Annotated in this window: 14 protein-coding genes; 9 read left to right on the plus strand and 5 right to left on the minus strand. The window is 58.2% G+C overall.

Annotated elements, in window-relative coordinates:
- The coding region (locus tag HMPREF3158_RS01770) for a biotin/lipoyl-containing protein (RefSeq protein WP_305764344.1) at positions 1-333 on the minus strand (333 nt) is incomplete at its 3' end.
- A gap of 139 nt (positions 334-472) precedes the next feature.
- Here HMPREF3158_RS01770 and HMPREF3158_RS01775 point away from each other — a divergent pair.
- On the plus strand, positions 473-865 hold the full coding sequence (locus HMPREF3158_RS01775) for a hypothetical protein (RefSeq protein WP_061923587.1): 393 nt from the start codon (positions 473-475) through the stop codon (positions 863-865).
- A gap of 22 nt (positions 866-887) precedes the next feature.
- Here the strand turns inward: HMPREF3158_RS01775 and HMPREF3158_RS01780 are convergent, their stop codons facing one another.
- Positions 888-2,387 (minus strand): leucyl aminopeptidase, encoded by a 1,500-nt coding sequence (locus tag HMPREF3158_RS01780; protein WP_062038150.1) that lies wholly within the window; start codon positions 2,385-2,387, stop codon positions 888-890.
- Positions 2,388-2,508: 121 nt separating this feature from the next.
- On the opposite strand from HMPREF3158_RS01780, the gene HMPREF3158_RS01785 reads away from it, so the two are divergent.
- Positions 2,509-3,615, plus strand: a complete 1,107-nt coding sequence (locus tag HMPREF3158_RS01785; RefSeq protein WP_061923579.1) for a branched-chain amino acid aminotransferase — start codon at positions 2,509-2,511, stop codon at positions 3,613-3,615.
- Positions 3,616-3,636: 21 nt separating this feature from the next.
- Here HMPREF3158_RS01785 and HMPREF3158_RS01790 read toward each other — a convergent pair whose 3' ends face one another.
- Entirely contained in the window at positions 3,637-4,650 is a 1,014-nt protein-coding gene (locus HMPREF3158_RS01790; RefSeq protein ID WP_062038165.1) for a nicotinate-nucleotide--dimethylbenzimidazole phosphoribosyltransferase, read from the minus strand.
- A gap of 54 nt (positions 4,651-4,704) precedes the next feature.
- Entirely contained in the window at positions 4,705-5,406 is a 702-nt protein-coding gene (locus HMPREF3158_RS01795; protein WP_061923573.1) for a DUF3043 domain-containing protein, read from the minus strand.
- Between the two features lie 153 nt (positions 5,407-5,559).
- Between HMPREF3158_RS01795 and HMPREF3158_RS01800 the strand changes: the two genes are divergently transcribed.
- Positions 5,560-5,904, plus strand: a complete 345-nt coding sequence (locus HMPREF3158_RS01800) for a HesB/IscA family protein (protein ID WP_061923570.1) — start codon at positions 5,560-5,562, stop codon at positions 5,902-5,904.
- A 170-nt stretch (positions 5,905-6,074) separates the two neighbouring features.
- Here the strand turns inward: HMPREF3158_RS01800 and asnB are convergent, their stop codons facing one another.
- The gene (asnB, locus tag HMPREF3158_RS01805; protein WP_062038171.1) at positions 6,075-7,997 is read right to left on the minus strand and encodes an asparagine synthase (glutamine-hydrolyzing); all 1,923 of its coding nucleotides are present in this window, start codon (positions 7,995-7,997) and stop codon (positions 6,075-6,077) included.
- A 410-nt stretch (positions 7,998-8,407) separates the two neighbouring features.
- Between asnB and HMPREF3158_RS01810 the strand changes: the two genes are divergently transcribed.
- The 6 genes from HMPREF3158_RS01810 (at position 8,408) to HMPREF3158_RS01835 (ending at position 14,934) form a co-directional block, all read left to right on the plus strand.
- On the plus strand, positions 8,408-9,484 hold the full coding sequence (locus HMPREF3158_RS01810) for an aa3-type cytochrome oxidase subunit II (protein WP_061923561.1): 1,077 nt from the start codon (positions 8,408-8,410) through the stop codon (positions 9,482-9,484).
- Between the two features lie 23 nt (positions 9,485-9,507).
- Complete coding sequence (locus HMPREF3158_RS01815) at positions 9,508-9,939, plus strand: aa3-type cytochrome oxidase subunit IV (protein ID WP_061923558.1); 432 nt, start codon at positions 9,508-9,510, stop codon at positions 9,937-9,939.
- A gap of 612 nt (positions 9,940-10,551) precedes the next feature.
- Positions 10,552-11,136: an aa3-type cytochrome oxidase subunit III gene (locus tag HMPREF3158_RS01820; RefSeq protein ID WP_179294365.1), complete on the plus strand. Its 585-nt coding sequence runs from the start codon at positions 10,552-10,554 to the stop codon at positions 11,134-11,136.
- A gap of 71 nt (positions 11,137-11,207) precedes the next feature.
- A complete protein-coding gene (locus tag HMPREF3158_RS01825) occupies positions 11,208-12,095 on the plus strand; it encodes a cytochrome bc1 complex diheme cytochrome c subunit (RefSeq protein WP_062038174.1) in 888 nt (295 codons plus the stop codon).
- On the plus strand, positions 12,092-13,312 hold the full coding sequence (locus tag HMPREF3158_RS01830) for a cytochrome bc1 complex Rieske iron-sulfur subunit (protein ID WP_062038177.1): 1,221 nt from the start codon (positions 12,092-12,094) through the stop codon (positions 13,310-13,312). The genes HMPREF3158_RS01825 and HMPREF3158_RS01830 overlap by 4 nt, the downstream gene beginning before the upstream one ends.
- Positions 13,312-14,934 carry a cytochrome bc1 complex cytochrome b subunit gene (locus HMPREF3158_RS01835; protein ID WP_062038180.1) on the plus strand — a complete coding sequence of 541 codons (1,623 nt, stop codon included), beginning with the start codon at positions 13,312-13,314 and terminating at the stop codon, positions 14,932-14,934. The genes HMPREF3158_RS01830 and HMPREF3158_RS01835 overlap by 1 nt, the downstream gene beginning before the upstream one ends.
- Positions 14,935-15,165: the final 231 nt, after the last annotated feature.

The raw sequence follows: 15,165 nt of genomic DNA on the forward strand, positions 1-15,165 counted from the left end.
AGCCTCTTCCTTCTTCTCTTCAGCCTTCGGCTCTTCTTTGGCTTCTTCCTTTTCCTCGGCTGGCTTTTCAGCGGAAGAATCGGAAGCAGACTCGCCCTCGTCACCAATGATGGCGATGACGGAGCCGACCTCTACGTCGTCATCTTCGTCAGCCTTGATTTCGAGGATGGTGCCCGCAACGGGGGAAGGGATTTCGGTGTCGACCTTATCGGTGGAGACCTCGAGCAATGGTTCGTCGACCTCGACCGTGTCACCCACGGACTTAAGCCACTGGGTAATCGTGCCTTCGGTTACGGATTCGCCCAGTTCGGGCATCACAACAGAGTGTGCCATAAGTAATAAGACTCCTCGGAAGTCGGAATTGTTTAACGCTGATGCTCAATCCTACCGCGTGTGTGCGACTAGCGTGCACATCTGGGTCCACCAGTCCGTTTTAAGTGCGTAAGTACACGGGGGAGTAGACTCATGGCCTATGTTTAATCCCTTCCGTCGAAACAGATCTAGGTCCCAGCTGCGGCCCCCACGTGGGCCTGGCGAGACGATCCGGAAGGAAGACGCAGCAGCCCTTTCTGAGTGGGCGCGCGGACGCGCCTATATCGAAGCATTTGTAGAACCCGAAACGGTGGTCAACGAGATGTCCGTGGTTGTCGTGGATGAGACTGGCCAGTTCATCCGCCGCCGGATCGGAGGGCCGAAGGGCATCGATGCCGTGGCGAAACTGCTGCAATGCGATGTCTACGACGTAGAAGAAACCGGCTACCCCCAGCGCATGCGCGAGCGTATGGAGCGCGAACGCATCTTGCGCAAGCGAGAAGAACAAAGACAGCGCCGCGCCCGCTTTGAGCGTGAGCACGGCGCTGAGTAGAAGCCCAAGCTAGGGCTGCGGTTTAGGACTCTGCGATTTCGCGCAGCGCTGCAACCACGGTGCGAACCGGAACGCCGGTGGCGCGCTTCGGGGTGTAGCCGTGCGGTGCGCCGTTGTTCCAGGACGGGCCGGCGACGTCGATGTGCGCCCACTCGATGCCCTCGCCGACGAACTTCTGCAGGTAGGTACCGGCAAATTCCATGCCGCCCTCGCGCTTAGCGTTGATATTGCGGATATCGGCAGCCTGGGACTTGACCTCTTCGTCGTGCTCCTCGAGCAGCGGCATTGCCCATGCGTTCTCACCGACCTCGCGGCCAATCTCAGCAATGCGGTCGCGGAAGAGATCGGAGCCCATGACGCCAGCGGTACGGGTACCCAGCGCGACAATCTGCGCGCCGGTAAGCGTAGCGGTCTCGATGAGGTACTCCGGCTTATCCGCGCTGGCGCGAGCAATGGCATCTGCCAAAACGAGGCGGCCTTCGGCGTCGGTGTTGAGCACCTCAGAGGTGATTCCGCCGTAGTGAGTAATCACATCGCCTGGGCGGGTAGCACCTGGTCCTGGCATGTTTTCAGCAAATGGCAGGGTAGCGGTGACCTTGACCGGGATCTCCAGCTTGGCGGCCGCAATGATGGCAGCGGCCATGGCTGCGGAGCCACCCATGTCGGAGATCATGTCCCACATGCCGGCGCCCGGCTTCAAGGAGATGCCGCCGGTATCGAAGGTGATGCCCTTGCCCACCAGAGCAACGGTGCTGGTGGCATCCTTCGGCGCCCAGGTAAGTCGCACTAGGCGTGGTGGGCGCTTGGAGCCTTTGCCCACGGAGATGATGCCGCCGTAGCCTTCCTTCTTCAGCTGCTTTTCATCTAGTACCTCTACCTCCAGGCCTGCCGCGGCAGCCTCGTTGGAGATGAATTCGGCATAAGACTCGGGGTAGAGCTCGTTAGCCGGGGTATTTACCAGATCGCGGGCGAGGTTCACAGCCTCAGCGGCAACGCGCGCGGCCTCGAACTCTTCGGCTGCCTTCTTGTTTGCGATAACGCTGAAGGAAGCCGGCGACTCGGAGTCGTTGGTCTCGCCGGAACGGATGCCGCGGTAAGCGTAGCCGCCAAGGATGAGGCCCTCGACGGTGGCGGTCAGGCCAAAGTCCGCAAGGGTGGTGACCACGGTGCCAGCGCCGGTGAGCGCACGCGCGGCGGTGCCGGCGTGGCGGCGCAGCATCTCGTCGTCGAGAAGCTCAGCGTCACCCAAGCCGACAGCGACGATGAGCGGCGCGATGGAATCCTGCGGTGCAGGGATGCGGGTGATTTCGCCCGCGCGGCCAGTTGCGCCTACCGCAGCAAGCGCCTCGTAGGTAGCGCGCAGCGCAGCGGAATCCAGAGCGTCGCTTCCCGGAACCTCAAGGCCATCCTCGCCGCTGAAGGCTGCGATGAGCAATGCGTCGGCCTTCTTTGGGGCCTTCTTTGCCAGTTCAACAGATGGGAAGCTGCCGCGGGCGGGCAGGGTAAACGCGGACTTTGCCACGATTTCCTCCTTGCATTCGGGATTGAAAATGGTTTTACCTCACACACCCTACCCGTCTAGCTCACATCTTTAGGCGAATTTTGCCTGCCCTCCTATAGAAAAAGGGAGTAGCGTGTGGGGCATGTTGAATTACACCGTAACGCGTACTGAGCACCCCACTTCAACTGAAAAACTGGCCGAGATTCTCCAGGATCCTGGCTTTGGCAAAAAGTTCACCGACCACATGGTGACCATTGACTGGAACGAAGAAAAAGGCTGGCATGACGCGCAGGTGCGTCCATATGCACCGTTTAGCATGGACCCAGCCTCCAACATCTTCCACTACGGCCAGGCCATCTTCGAAGGTATTAAGGCCTACCGCCAGCTGGATGGCTCCATCGCCACTTTCCGCCCGGAAGAAAACGCGCAGCGTTTCATCGATTCTGCGGCGCGTTTGGCCATGCCGGAGCTGCCGCAGGAAGAGTTCATCGAGTCGCTGCGCCAGCTAGTCGACGTCGATCAGGCGTGGGTTCCAGCCGCGGGCGGCGAGGAGGCGCTGTACCTGCGCCCCTTTATGATTTCCACTGAGGTCTCCTTGGGCGTTCACCCGGCGAATTCTTATCGCTACGTGCTGATTGCTTCACCGGCAGGCGCATATTTTTCCGGTGGCATCAAACCGGTATCGGTTTGGCTGTGCACCGACTATGTGCGTGCGGCTCCAGGTGGCACTGGTGCGGCGAAGTTCGCTGGCAATTATGCAGGCTCCCTGCTTGCGCAGGCACAGGCTGCGGAGAAGGGATGCGACCAGGTGGTCTGGCTCGATGCCATCGAACACAAGTACATCGAAGAGATGGGCGGGATGAACCTAGCGTTTATCTACGGCGAGGAAGGAAACCAGGCCCTGGTTACCCCAGAGCTATCCGGCTCCTTGCTGCCGGGCATTACCCGTAAGTCCTTGCTGCAGGTAGCACAGGATATGGGGCTTAAAGTTGAGGAGCGCCGCATCACTGCGCAACAGTGGCGCGATGATGTTGCATCGGGTGCGATGACGGAAGCCTTTGCTTGCGGCACCGCCGCCGTTATCACTCCAGTGGGCCATGTCATGGGCGACGACGTTGACTTCAAGGTCAACGGCAACGAAGCCGGCAAGACCACGATGGCGCTGCGCGAGCGGCTCACTGGCATCCAGCGTGGTTGCGTAGAAGATAACCACGGCTGGCTGCACACGCTGGTTGAGAAGGCCGACTAATCCTGCGGCGCCTGTTTGGGCCTATTCTTGAGCCGATTCTAGAGTCGGCTCTTGAGCTGCTGCGAGAACATTGAGTTCGTCCGCGGCAAGTTCGAGGGCGGACTGAATGAGCGGCAACGCGGCCAGTGCGCCCAGGCCTTGTCCGGCGCGCATCTCAAGCTCAAGCAGTGGGCGCAGCTCCAGCAGCTGCAAGGCCTTAATGTGTGCCGGCTCCGTGGTGACATTCGCCGCGAGCAGCCACTGCTTTACGCCTGGTGCGAGGGACTCGGCGAAGACTGCGGCGGCGGCGCACAGCGGGCCGTCGATAAGCAGCGGCGTGCGGCGCGCAGTGGCCTGACAGATAAAGCCCACCAACGCCGCAAAGCTAGGCGAGGATGCGGCTTGAATAACCTCCGCGCCCTCCAAGTTGCGGATGCGGAACATGGCGTCGCGGATCACGGTGACCTTGGTCTTCCACATTGCATCCGTGGTGCCCGAGCCAGGACCCACGATGGCGACCGGCTCAGTGCTGGTGAAATGACCCATGAGCGCTGCGGCAACGGTGGTAGCACCAACGCCCACCTCGGCGGGAATGAGCAGATCGGCGCCGGAATCAATCTCGGCGTCGGCAGTGGCTTGGCCCAAAGAAAACGCCGCCTCGAACTCCTCGTTGCCCATCGCCGGCTCGGCGTCGATAGGGGCGGAGGGCGCACAATCGACGACCGTGATGCTGGCGCTTGCGCGGCGTGCCAAGCTGTGGCTCGGTCCGGTGCCTTCCTTTAATTCAGCAATCTGCTGCGCGTCGGATTCGGGCGCGAAAGCAGAAAGGCCGACACCTTCGAAAGTGCGGGTAGCGATGCCATGCGAACCAGCGAAGACGACAACGCGTGGGCGGCGCAAAGCCGCCGCTGGTACGACACCCTGACAAGCAGCAAGCCAGCTCGCGACGCCGCTCAACCTACCGAAAGAATCTCCGCGTACAGAGGAAGCCAACGCGTCGGCGACGGCGCGGCCTGCTTGCTGATCAGGCTGCGGAACCGGCGTGAGCTCAGACATCGCTACTCCTTAATAACTACCTAGAAATAACTACCTAGATTAAGTAAGACTGCCTTAGACGGTAGCGCCGCGCTCGACGCGTGGCTTTGGGGTACGCCACTTGCGCGGCTGGGAAGCGCGCGTATATGCGTAGAAGCCCAAGCCGAAGCCAGCCTCGGTGGTTCCCGGGAACTTCAGGCGCACTGCGTTGTTGCACTGACGAGCCAGCCAGAAACCCTCGATGGCGATTACCGCGATAACCACCATGGCGAAGATATTGACCCAGTTGGCAACGTTGGGGCTGAAGTTGGCCAGCATCATAACCACAAGCAGAAGCAGCATCATAGGCATCATCCACTCGTTGATGAATTTGCGGGAATCTACCCAGTCACGCACGTAGCGGCGGACTTCGCCCTTATCGCGGGGCAGCAGGTAGCGCTCGTCGCCGCTCGCCATGCGCTCCTGGGCAAGGCGGTTAGCCGCACGAGATTCCTCGCGCTCCTTGCGCTTATAGGCCTTCCATTCCTCCTTGGACATGGAAGCCTTCATCTCCTTGCGGTGCTGGTAGCGCTGGGCTTCGGACATGCCGTGCGGATCGCGCTTGACGCCGCGGGCGATCTCTTGCTGATCGCGCTTCGGCGTGGGACGACCCTTCGGCGGGGTGTAACCCTTGCGGTGTTCCTCCGGCTTTTTAGCAGCCGGGGTTTCGCTCATCTGAGAAGCGGGGAGGGCGGCGCTACCGTCCGCCTTTTCATCTTTTTGCCACGGAAGTTTCACGTTGATCAGACTACAAGGTTGTGGCCGTTAAATGGGAATAGGCCCGCCCTGCCCGGTGTTGTGAAAGACGTAAGCGAGGTCAACCTTTCCACCTTCGAAACATTGAGGGTAGGGTAGAGGCCAGAAAAACCCGTACTTAATAGAGGAGAAGACATGACCGCTCCAGCTTCCGCTACCGGCGTCATCCTGACTGAGGCAGCAGCCGCAAAGGCAAAGGCACTGCTCGAGCAGGAAGGCCGTGATGACCTGTCTCTGCGTATTGCCGTCCAGCCAGGTGGTTGCGCTGGCCTGCGTTACCAGCTGTACTTCGACGACCGCAGCCTCGATGGTGACAAGGTCGACAACGTTGATGGCGTAAACCTCGTCGTTGACAAGATGTCCGTTCCTTACCTCACTGGCGCAAAGATCGACTTCGCTGACACCATTGAGTCTCAGGGCTTTACCATTGACAACCCGAATGCCGGTGGCTCCTGCGCTTGTGGTGACTCCTTTAACTAAATAGCGCGCTTTTAAGCGTTTCAGCTTAAAGCGTCTTGGCTTAAGGCCCTTCGTGGCTGCAAGCACGAAAAGTGCCCGCCGCTTTCCTCTGTTCCTCCCTTTGAAAGATAAGGGAGACAGGGCAAGCGGCGGGCACTTTTTGGATAAACGTCAAAGTGACGAAACCAGGCTTATAGCTTTACCGGATAGTCGCGTTGTTCGATCTGCGGATCGATGCGATTTTCTACGAAGATGCCGTGCCAGATCATGAACGAGAGGACCGTCCACAGGCGGCGCGAGTGATCGCTCACGCCGTCGCGGTGCTCCTTGAGCATCTCCAGAACTTCCTTCTTGTTGAAGATGTCCTCGGTCTGGGACTCGTTGATCTGGTCCTGTGCCCAGCCGTAGAGCTCGTCACCAGCCAGCCAGTGGCGCATTGGAACTGGGAAGCCGAGCTTCTTGCGGTGCAGAACGTGTGGCGGAACAATCTGCTCCATTGCCTTGCGCAGAGCGTACTTGGTGGTGCCGTGGGAAATCTTCAGATCGCGCGGAATGGTTTCTGCCACCTTGAAGACTTCCTTGTCCAAGAACGGCACGCGCAGCTCCAGGGAATTAGCCATATTCATCTTGTCGGCCTTGACCAAGATGTCGCCGCGCATCCACGTAAACAGGTCGAGGTGCTGCATGCGGGCAACTGGGTCGAAGTCACGGGACTGCGCATAAATGGGCGCCGTGACCTCACGGTGGTCCCATTCCTCCTTGGCCCACGGAATAACGCGCTGCATTTGCTCGAAGTTAAAGGAGCGGGCGTTGCCGTAGTAACGCTCTTCCATGGTCATGGAGCCACGGTTGAGTAGGGACTTACCCTTCATGCCTTCTGGGAGAACTTTAGACAGCTGGCCTAAGCCACGGCGCAGCGGGGAAGGGATCTTCTCAAATGGTGCTAGCGAAAGCGGCTCCTTATAAATGGTGTAGCCGCCGAACAGCTCGTCCGCGCCCTCGCCGGAGAGAACGACCTTGACGTGTTTGCGAGCCTCCTGGGCTACGAAGTACAGCGGAACCAGGGAAGGATCGGCCACCGGGTTGTCCAGGTACCACATGATTTTTGGAACCGCGGTGGCGTATTCCTCTGGGGAGACAATCTTGACGATGTGCTCAACGCCGATTGCTTCAGCAGATTCTGCGGCGACGTCGACCTCGGAGTAGCCTTCGCGCTCGAAGCCGGTGGTGAAAGTCAAAAGATCCGGATTGTGGCGCTTCGCCAGGGTTGCAATCGCGGTGGAGTCGATGCCTCCGGACAGGAAAGAGCCAACCGTGACGTCTGCACGCATGTGCTTTTCGACGGAGTCCTCCAGCGCCTTAGCAATCTTGTCGAAGAGCTGCTGTTCGCTGCCTTCTGCCACCTTCTGGACCGGGAAGCGCGGCTTGAAGTAGCGATCGTTTATCACCTTCTGGCCCGGGCGCAGCGTGACGGTAGAGCCGGATTCGACGCGGCGAATATTAGCGTGCAGGGATTCCGGTTCCGGAACGTACTGTAGATCGACGTAGTGCTCAATTGCACGCTTGTCGAGGCTGAGGTCTAGACCCAGCGGCTCGGCCATGTCGAGGATGCACTTCATCTCGGAGGCGAAGATGGTGCCTGCCTCGGTGGTGGCGTAATACAGCGGCTTGATGCCGAACTGGTCGCGGGCGGCAAACATCGTCTTGGTTTCGGTGTCCCAGATAACGAAGCCAAACATGCCCCGCAGGTGATTGACTACATCCTCGCCCCAGTGGTGATAGCCCACGACGATGGGCTCGCCGTCGCCTTCGGTGTTGAACTTCAGGCCAGCTGCCTTAAGCTCCTCGCGCAGCTCGATGTAGTTGTAGATCTCGCCGTTGAAGGTCAGGGCATAACGCTCTGGATTATCTTCTGGGCCCCAGCGCAGTGGCTGGTGGGAGTGCTCAAGGTCAATGATGGACAGGCGGTTGAAGCCAAAGACGACGTCGTCGTCATGCCAGGTGCCCGCTGCATCCGGGCCGCGGTGGTGCATGCACTGCAAGGACTGTTCGAGGGCATCTACGTACTTGGCCGCGTCGTGATTAGCGGTCAGTAGTCCGCAAAGTCCGCACATAGGGTGGTTGCTCCTTATTAATCAAGGGTCTTTTTCTTCCGAATACTTTACGGGGCTTAAATCCTAAATGGAGTTACGCGCGCCGAGTTACAAGCTTCGTGGCAGTCTTTGTCCAGCAATCGGGGAGGGGTTGGCGCAGCTTACCCGTTAGGGTGCGAACTTTCGGATGATTTAGCCGCATGGCCTTTGTGAATTGGGTCATAGGCTAAACCCGCCATTCGAGGGGTTGGTTCTGCCCTTGTGCAGGTGGGCCGGTAACATGCAGTGCGTTCGCAGTTTGCAGAGTGTTTCGGAAGGCCTGTGAAGCTATCAAATGCTTAAGAAACGCAGGCTCCATCCACTATCCTGATTGGATAGGAATGCTCTGTGAGTATTCGAGAAGTTTGTGTGGACAGAAAGGCAGAACACACGTGGGACAGCGTAAGCAGCGCAACTTTGCCCGTAAGGCGGGCCTAGCTGGCGCAATCGCTCTTGGCGGCTTCGCATTGGCCGGTTGTGACGTAGAAGCTCCAACCGCCGTTGAGAACCTCTTGGGCTTTGGTTGGCCAAAGGGTATTACCCCTGAGGCGGAGTCTATGTACAACTTCTGGATTTGGGTCTGGGTTGCAGCATGGATTGTTGGTTTCATCATGTGGGGGCTCTTCCTCACCGCCATCTTCAAGTGGAACGCGAAGAAGGCTGAAAAGGATGGCAAGGGCGAGTTCCCTAAGCAGCTGCAGTACAACGTGCCGCTGGAGATGACTCTGACCATCGTGCCAATTCTTATCATCATGGGCCTGTTCTTCTTTACCGTTCAGGCGCAGCAGAAGGTCACCGCACTGGACAAGAACCCAGAGGTTACCGTCGATGTCACCGCTTACCAGTGGAACTGGAAGTTCGGTTACGCCGAGAACAAGGTAGACGGCGAGAACTACAACGGCGAGGACACCGAGCGTAAGAAGATTGCTGAAGAATCCTCCGTTGACCCGGAGGGCGTGGAGAACCCGAACCCAATTCACGGCAAGTCCATGGGGGACATCTCCTACCTGAACTTCAACAAGATCGAGACTGTTGGCTCCACCGAGGAGGTTCCGGTTCTGGTTCTTCCTTCCGAGACCCCGATTGAGTTCCGTCTCGCTTCCGGTGACGTCTCCCACGCATTCTGGGTTCCGGAATTCCTCTTCAAGCGCGACGTTTACGCGCACCCAGAGGCTAACGCTCAGGAGCGTCGCTTCCAGATTGAGAAGATTGATGAGGAAGGCGCATTCGTTGGCCGCTGTGCCGAGATGTGCGGTACCTACCACTCCATGATGAACTTCGAGATCCGTGTTGTTAACCGCGATGACTTCAATAAGTACCTGAAGTTCCGTGAGCAGAACCCGGAGGCAACCAACGCTGAGGCTCTTGAGCACATCGGCCAGGATCCTTACGCAGTGACCACCTCTCCGTTCAACTCTCAGCGCGATACCCGCACCGGTGACAACTTCGTTGACACCCCGAAGGCATAAGTAGAAAAGGACTGAATTTCACAATGCGTGCAACATCTAAGGTCTTCTACTCGATTGCGACCTACCTGTTTGTTTCCCTGATTGTTTACGTCCTCGGCGTGAACTTCGTGAAGGATGACGGCTACCTGTACGGTCCGGAGTGGGCAGGCATCGTCGGCCTTACCCTGGCGTTCCTGCTGTGCATCATGCTCGGCGTGTACATCAGCTTCACCGATTCCCGCGTCGACGTCGCTCCTGAGGACTGGGAAGAGGCAGAGACTGAGGACGGCGCTGGCATCCTCGGCTTCTTCTCCCCGGGTTCCATCTGGCCGCTGGCTATGACCGGCTCCATCGCGCTGCTTGGTCTGGGCATCATCTTCCTGTACTTCTGGCTCATCGTTCTCGGCGCTGCTTGCCTGGTGGCTTCCGTTACCGGTCTGTCCCTGCAGTACGGTCTGCCGAAGGAAAAGCACTAACTTTCCTTGCGCGTTAGTGGCGGCCTATCCCGGCAGCCCATAACGCCCGCCTAAAACTTCTCGCGTCCCCCATCACTTTCCGTGGTGGGGGACTTTGGCGATCTCTGCGTCGGATGGAAGGTTCCAAAAGTTCCCACAAAATCTAAAAGATTTTCTAAAGCGGATGTAGCGGGGGAGGAGACGATAGTGAAAGCTGCTCTCAACGCGCGCTATATCGCCGAGTAATGGCACGTTAGGGGCTATTTTCGCGGGGGTCAACCGAAAGTTGGAAACCTGCTATTTTTAGCAGCGACCGTTTTGTGATTTATATCATCGACCTAATTGCTCAATTCGGTTGCAAAGCGCATCTTAAGTGTTCAAATTTTCCGACGATTTCGCGGTCCTTTCGGCGGTTAACCGGCCAATAAGCTGTTTACCTGCACGGATGGGACGTCGTAAAGCAGTAGCAAAAGTTCCCGCTAGCAGCCGATTTTTCTCCAAAATTAACCTTTGCTGGCAAAGCGCTGTGGCATGGCGAAAAGTAGCTTCAAAAAATCGGGGGGAATTAAAGTGACTTCACGTCTCTGACCGGCCATACTGTTATGCGTGACGAGCGTAGTTTCAAACCAAGGTATGGCAGCACCACGTGTTGCCGCGCTGAACCGACCCAACATGGTCAGCGTTGGCACCATCGTGTTCCTGTCTCAGGAATTGATGTTCTTTGCCGGACTGTTCGCGATGTGGTTCACCTCGCGTGCAAACGGCCAGGAAGGCGACTGGGCGGAGCATACCGCCCATATCAACGTGCCGATGGGATTCATCATCACGGCAGTGCTGATTTCGTCTTCCGTGACCTCCCAGTTCGGCGTATTCGCAGCAGAAAGGGGTGACGTATACAAGCTCCGACTCTGGTACTCAGTGACCTTGCTGTTGGGTGTTGTCTTCTTGGGCATCATGGCATTTGAGTGGACAGAGTTGATCACGCACGGTGTGACTGTTCAGTCCAGCGTCTTCGGTTCGGTCTTTTACATCCTGACCGGCTTCCACGCTGCACACGTGACTGCAGGCCTTATCTCCTTCGCGATCATTCTGGCGCGTATTGCTAAGTCCAAGTTCACGCCAGCACAGGCAACCGCAGCGATGGCAGTGTCCTACTACTGGCACTTCGTCGACGTTGTCTGGATTGGCGTGTTCGTAGTCATCTACCTAGTCCAGTAGGCCGTAGGAGCCCGGGAGCAGGCTCTCGGCCTACAGCCATCCATTTCCGTGTACGAGTTATCTAAAGGAAAATGATGGATAACATTCAGCAAACCGCCGCAGTGGAAGAGACCACTGCCGCGGCTAAGAAGACCCGCCGTCGCCGCAAGGCGAAGCGCACTCTTGCCGGCGCCTTCGCTCTGAGCATCGGTCTGACTGGTGCTGGTGTCCTGGCTTCCGCCTTGACCCCAGACGCGCAGATCGCAACCGCTCAGAAGGATGACCAGGCTCTCGTTCAAGAGGGCAAGGACATCTACGACGTTGCTTGTATCACCTGCCACGGTGCCAACCTGCAGGGCATCGAGGGCCGCGGCCCGTCCCTCGTTGGCATCGGTGCTGGCTCCGTGTACTTCCAGGTACACTCCGGCCGCATGCCGATGATGTCCAACGACGCACAGGCTGAGCGCAAGACCCCGCGTTACACCGAGCAGCAGACCCAGGCGCTTGCAGCTTATGTTGCAGCAAATGGTGGCGGCGCTGACATCGTCTACAACGAAGACGGCACCATTGCTCAGGAATCTCTTCGTGGCGCTAACTACAACGGCCAGATCCAGGCCGAGGACGTAGCTAAGGGTTCCGAGCTGTTCCGCATGAACTGTGCATCCTGCCACAACTTCACCGGCCAGGGCGGCGCTTTGTCCTCCGGTAAGTACGCTCCGCCGCTGGCTCCGGCCAACGAGCAGGAGATCTACCAGGCAATGCTGACTGGTCCGCAGAACATGCCTAAGTTCTCCGACCGTCAGCTTTCCGCAGACGAGAAGAAGGACATCATCGCCTACCTCAAGTCTGCAAAGGAAACCCCGTCTCCAGCAGGCTGGGACCTTGGTGGATTGGGCCCGGTTGCTGAGGGTCTCGCAATGTGGATCATCGGCATCAGCGCTTTGTGCGTTGCCGCTATGTGGATTGGATCGCGCTCATGAGCAATGTAAAGAAGAACTACACCAACGCAGAGCTCGACAAGATGAGCAACGATGAGCTTGCCGCTCTCGGCACCGAGCTCGATGACGTAACCGTTGCGTTCCGCAAGGAGCGTTTCCCGGTTGATGGCGACCCAGCTGAAAAGCGCGCCGCCGGTAACGTCACCTTCTGGCTGGCACTGTCTGTCATCGCTGGTATCGCCTTCCTTGGCGTTTACCTTTTCTGGCCTTGGCAGTACAAGATGCTGGGAGAGGACGGCATCTGGTGGCATACCCTTTACACCCCGTTGCTGGGTGTTACCGCTGGCCTGGCTATTTTGGCCCTGGGCTTTGCCATCGTTCAGTACGTTAAGAAGATTCTGCCTGAAGAGATTTCCGTTCAGCGTCGTCACGACGGCCCTTCCGAGGAAGTTGACCGCCGCACCCTGACTGCTCTTCTGAACGATTCTTGGAAGACCTCCACTCTGGGTCGTCGCAAAACCATCATGGGTCTGCTCGGCGGCGCAGGCGTTCTGTTTGGTCTGTCCGTTATTGCTCCGCTGGGCGGCGCAATCAACAACCCATGGAAGAAGCGCCACGAGCTTAACTACGCTGGCGACGGCACTCTGTGGACCTCCGGTTGGACCATGCACGAGAAGGGCGTGAAGCTCTACCTGGCTCGCGATACCTCTACTATTGCGGAAAAGCACGAGGGCGAGTCCGGTACCCACTACACCACCCGTGGCCTCGCTCGTCTGGTTCGCGTGCGTCCTGAGGACCTCGCTGCCGGCGGCATGGAGACTGTCTTCCCGCTTGCTGCGGAAGACGTCAACGATGGTGACCTGTGGTCTGAGGATAAGGACGTCTACGAAAACCACATGCACTCCATTCACGGCAACCGCAACGCCGTGATGCTCATCCGCCTGCGTCACTCCGACGCACAGAAGGCAATTGAGCGTGCTGGTCAGGAAGACTTCCACTACGGCGACTACTACGCCTACTCCAAGATCTGTACCCACATTGGTTGCCCGACCTCTCTGTACGAGGCTCAGACCAACCGCATTCTGTGCCCGTGCCACCAGTCGCAGTTCGACGCTTTGCACTACGGCAAGCCGGTCTTCGGACCTGCAGCCCGTGCACTGCCGCAGCTGCCGATCGGCGTGGACGAAGAGGGCTACCTCGTTGCCAAGGGCAACTTTATCGAGCCTGTCGGACCTGCATTCTGGGAGCGTAAGTCATAATGAGTAACAAACTTGCCAAGATGGGCAACAACATGGATTCGCGCTACTCCGCAGCCGGAGTACTGCGAACCCAGCTGAACAAGGTCTTTCCGACCCACTGGTCCTTCATGCTCGGTGAGATGGCTCTTTACAGCTTCATCATCCTGCTGCTGACCGGTATCTACCTGGCACTGTTCTTCGACCCTTCCATCACGAAGGTCATCTACGACGGTGCATACACCCCGCTGAACGGCGTTGAGATGTCCCGCGCTTACGCAACTGCGCTGGATCTTTCCTTCGAGGTTCGCGGCGGCCTGTTTATCCGCCAGATGCACCACTGGGCAGCACTGATGTTCATGATGTCCATGGTTGCTCACATGCTCCGCATCTTCTTCACCGGTGCGTTCCGTCGCCCGCGTGAGGCCAACTGGATCATCGGTTGTGCACTGATTCTCCTGGGCATGGTCGAGGGCTTCCTCGGCTACTCCCTCCCGGACGATCTGCTCTCCGGCGTTGGTCTGCGAATCATGTCCGCTATCATCCTGGGCCTGCCTATTATCGGCACCTGGCTGCACTGGGCAATCTTCGGCGGCGACTTCCCGTCCGACCTCATGCTGGACCGTTTCTACATCCTGCACGTTCTGGTTATCCCGGGCATTATCCTGGGTCTGGTTGCCGCTCACCTCATCATGGTTTGGTTCCAGAAGCACACCCAGTTCCCTGGACCAGGCCGCGCAGAAAACAACGTTGTCGGCGTCCGCATTATGCCGGTCTTCGCTACGAAGGCAATCGGCATGGGAATGATGGTTGCTGGCGTTCTGGCTTTGATGTCTGGTCTGCTGACCATCAACGCCATCTGGCTGCTTGGCCCGTACAACCCGTCTCAGGTCTCCGCTGGTTCCCAGCCGGATATCTACATGCTGTGGACTGACGGTGTTGCTCGTGTCATGCCGGCATGGGAGCTGTACCTCGGCAACTACACCATTCCTTCCGCATTCTGGGTTGCACTGCTTTGTGGTGCGATGGTCGTCCTGCTGTTCGCTTACCCATTCCTGGAGAAGAAGTTCACTGGCGACGACGCTCACCACAACCTGCTGCAGCGTCCGCGCGACGTTCCGGTTCGCTCCGCTATCGGCGCAATGGCAATCACCTTCTTCCTGCTGGTGACCCTGTCCGGTGGTAACGACCACGTCGCACACTTCTTCCAGATCTCGCTGAACGCAATGACCTGGGTTGGTCGTATCGGCCTCATCGTCTTGCCTCCAATCGCTTACTTCATGACCTACCGCATCTGCGTTGGTCTGCAGCGTTCCGACCGCGAGGTCTTGGAGCATGGCATCGAGACCGGTGTTATCAAGCAGCTGCCGAATGGTGCCTTCATCGAGGTCCACCAGCCGCTTGGCCCGGTCGACGAGCACGGCCACCCGGTTCCGCTGGAGTACGCTGGCGCTCAGGTTCCGAAGCAGCTCAACCAGCTTGGCTTCGCTGACTCTGAGACCCAGGGTATTTTCTCCCCGGATGACTCCGCACTCATGCACCGTGTCCACGAAATTCACGAGGAGAACCACGCTGAGGAGGCAGAAATGTTCCGCCGCCTCAACGAGGCAAACCGTCGCGAAGACGAAGAGCACGGCCGCATCTAAGGCTTCTATATAAGAGCCTGAAACTCGCTCACAAGCCCTCGTCTTTCCTACTGCTAGTAGGAGAGGCGGGGGCTTTAGCGATCCCCACATCGGCCCGCTAGGCGCCTGTGTTGCTTGCCGTTTTCTACTCTTTATATATAGGAAGCAATCCATTCAGTCTTTAAGGAGAGAGCTCTGGGGATAAAGAGCACGCTTTAAGGGGGTGTTCCTATATAGGTTGTCAACTCCGTG

It is taken from the genome of Corynebacterium sp. HMSC06G04, assembly GCF_001807365.1.
GTDB classification, from domain to species: Bacteria; Actinomycetota; Actinomycetes; order Mycobacteriales; family Mycobacteriaceae; genus Corynebacterium; species Corynebacterium simulans.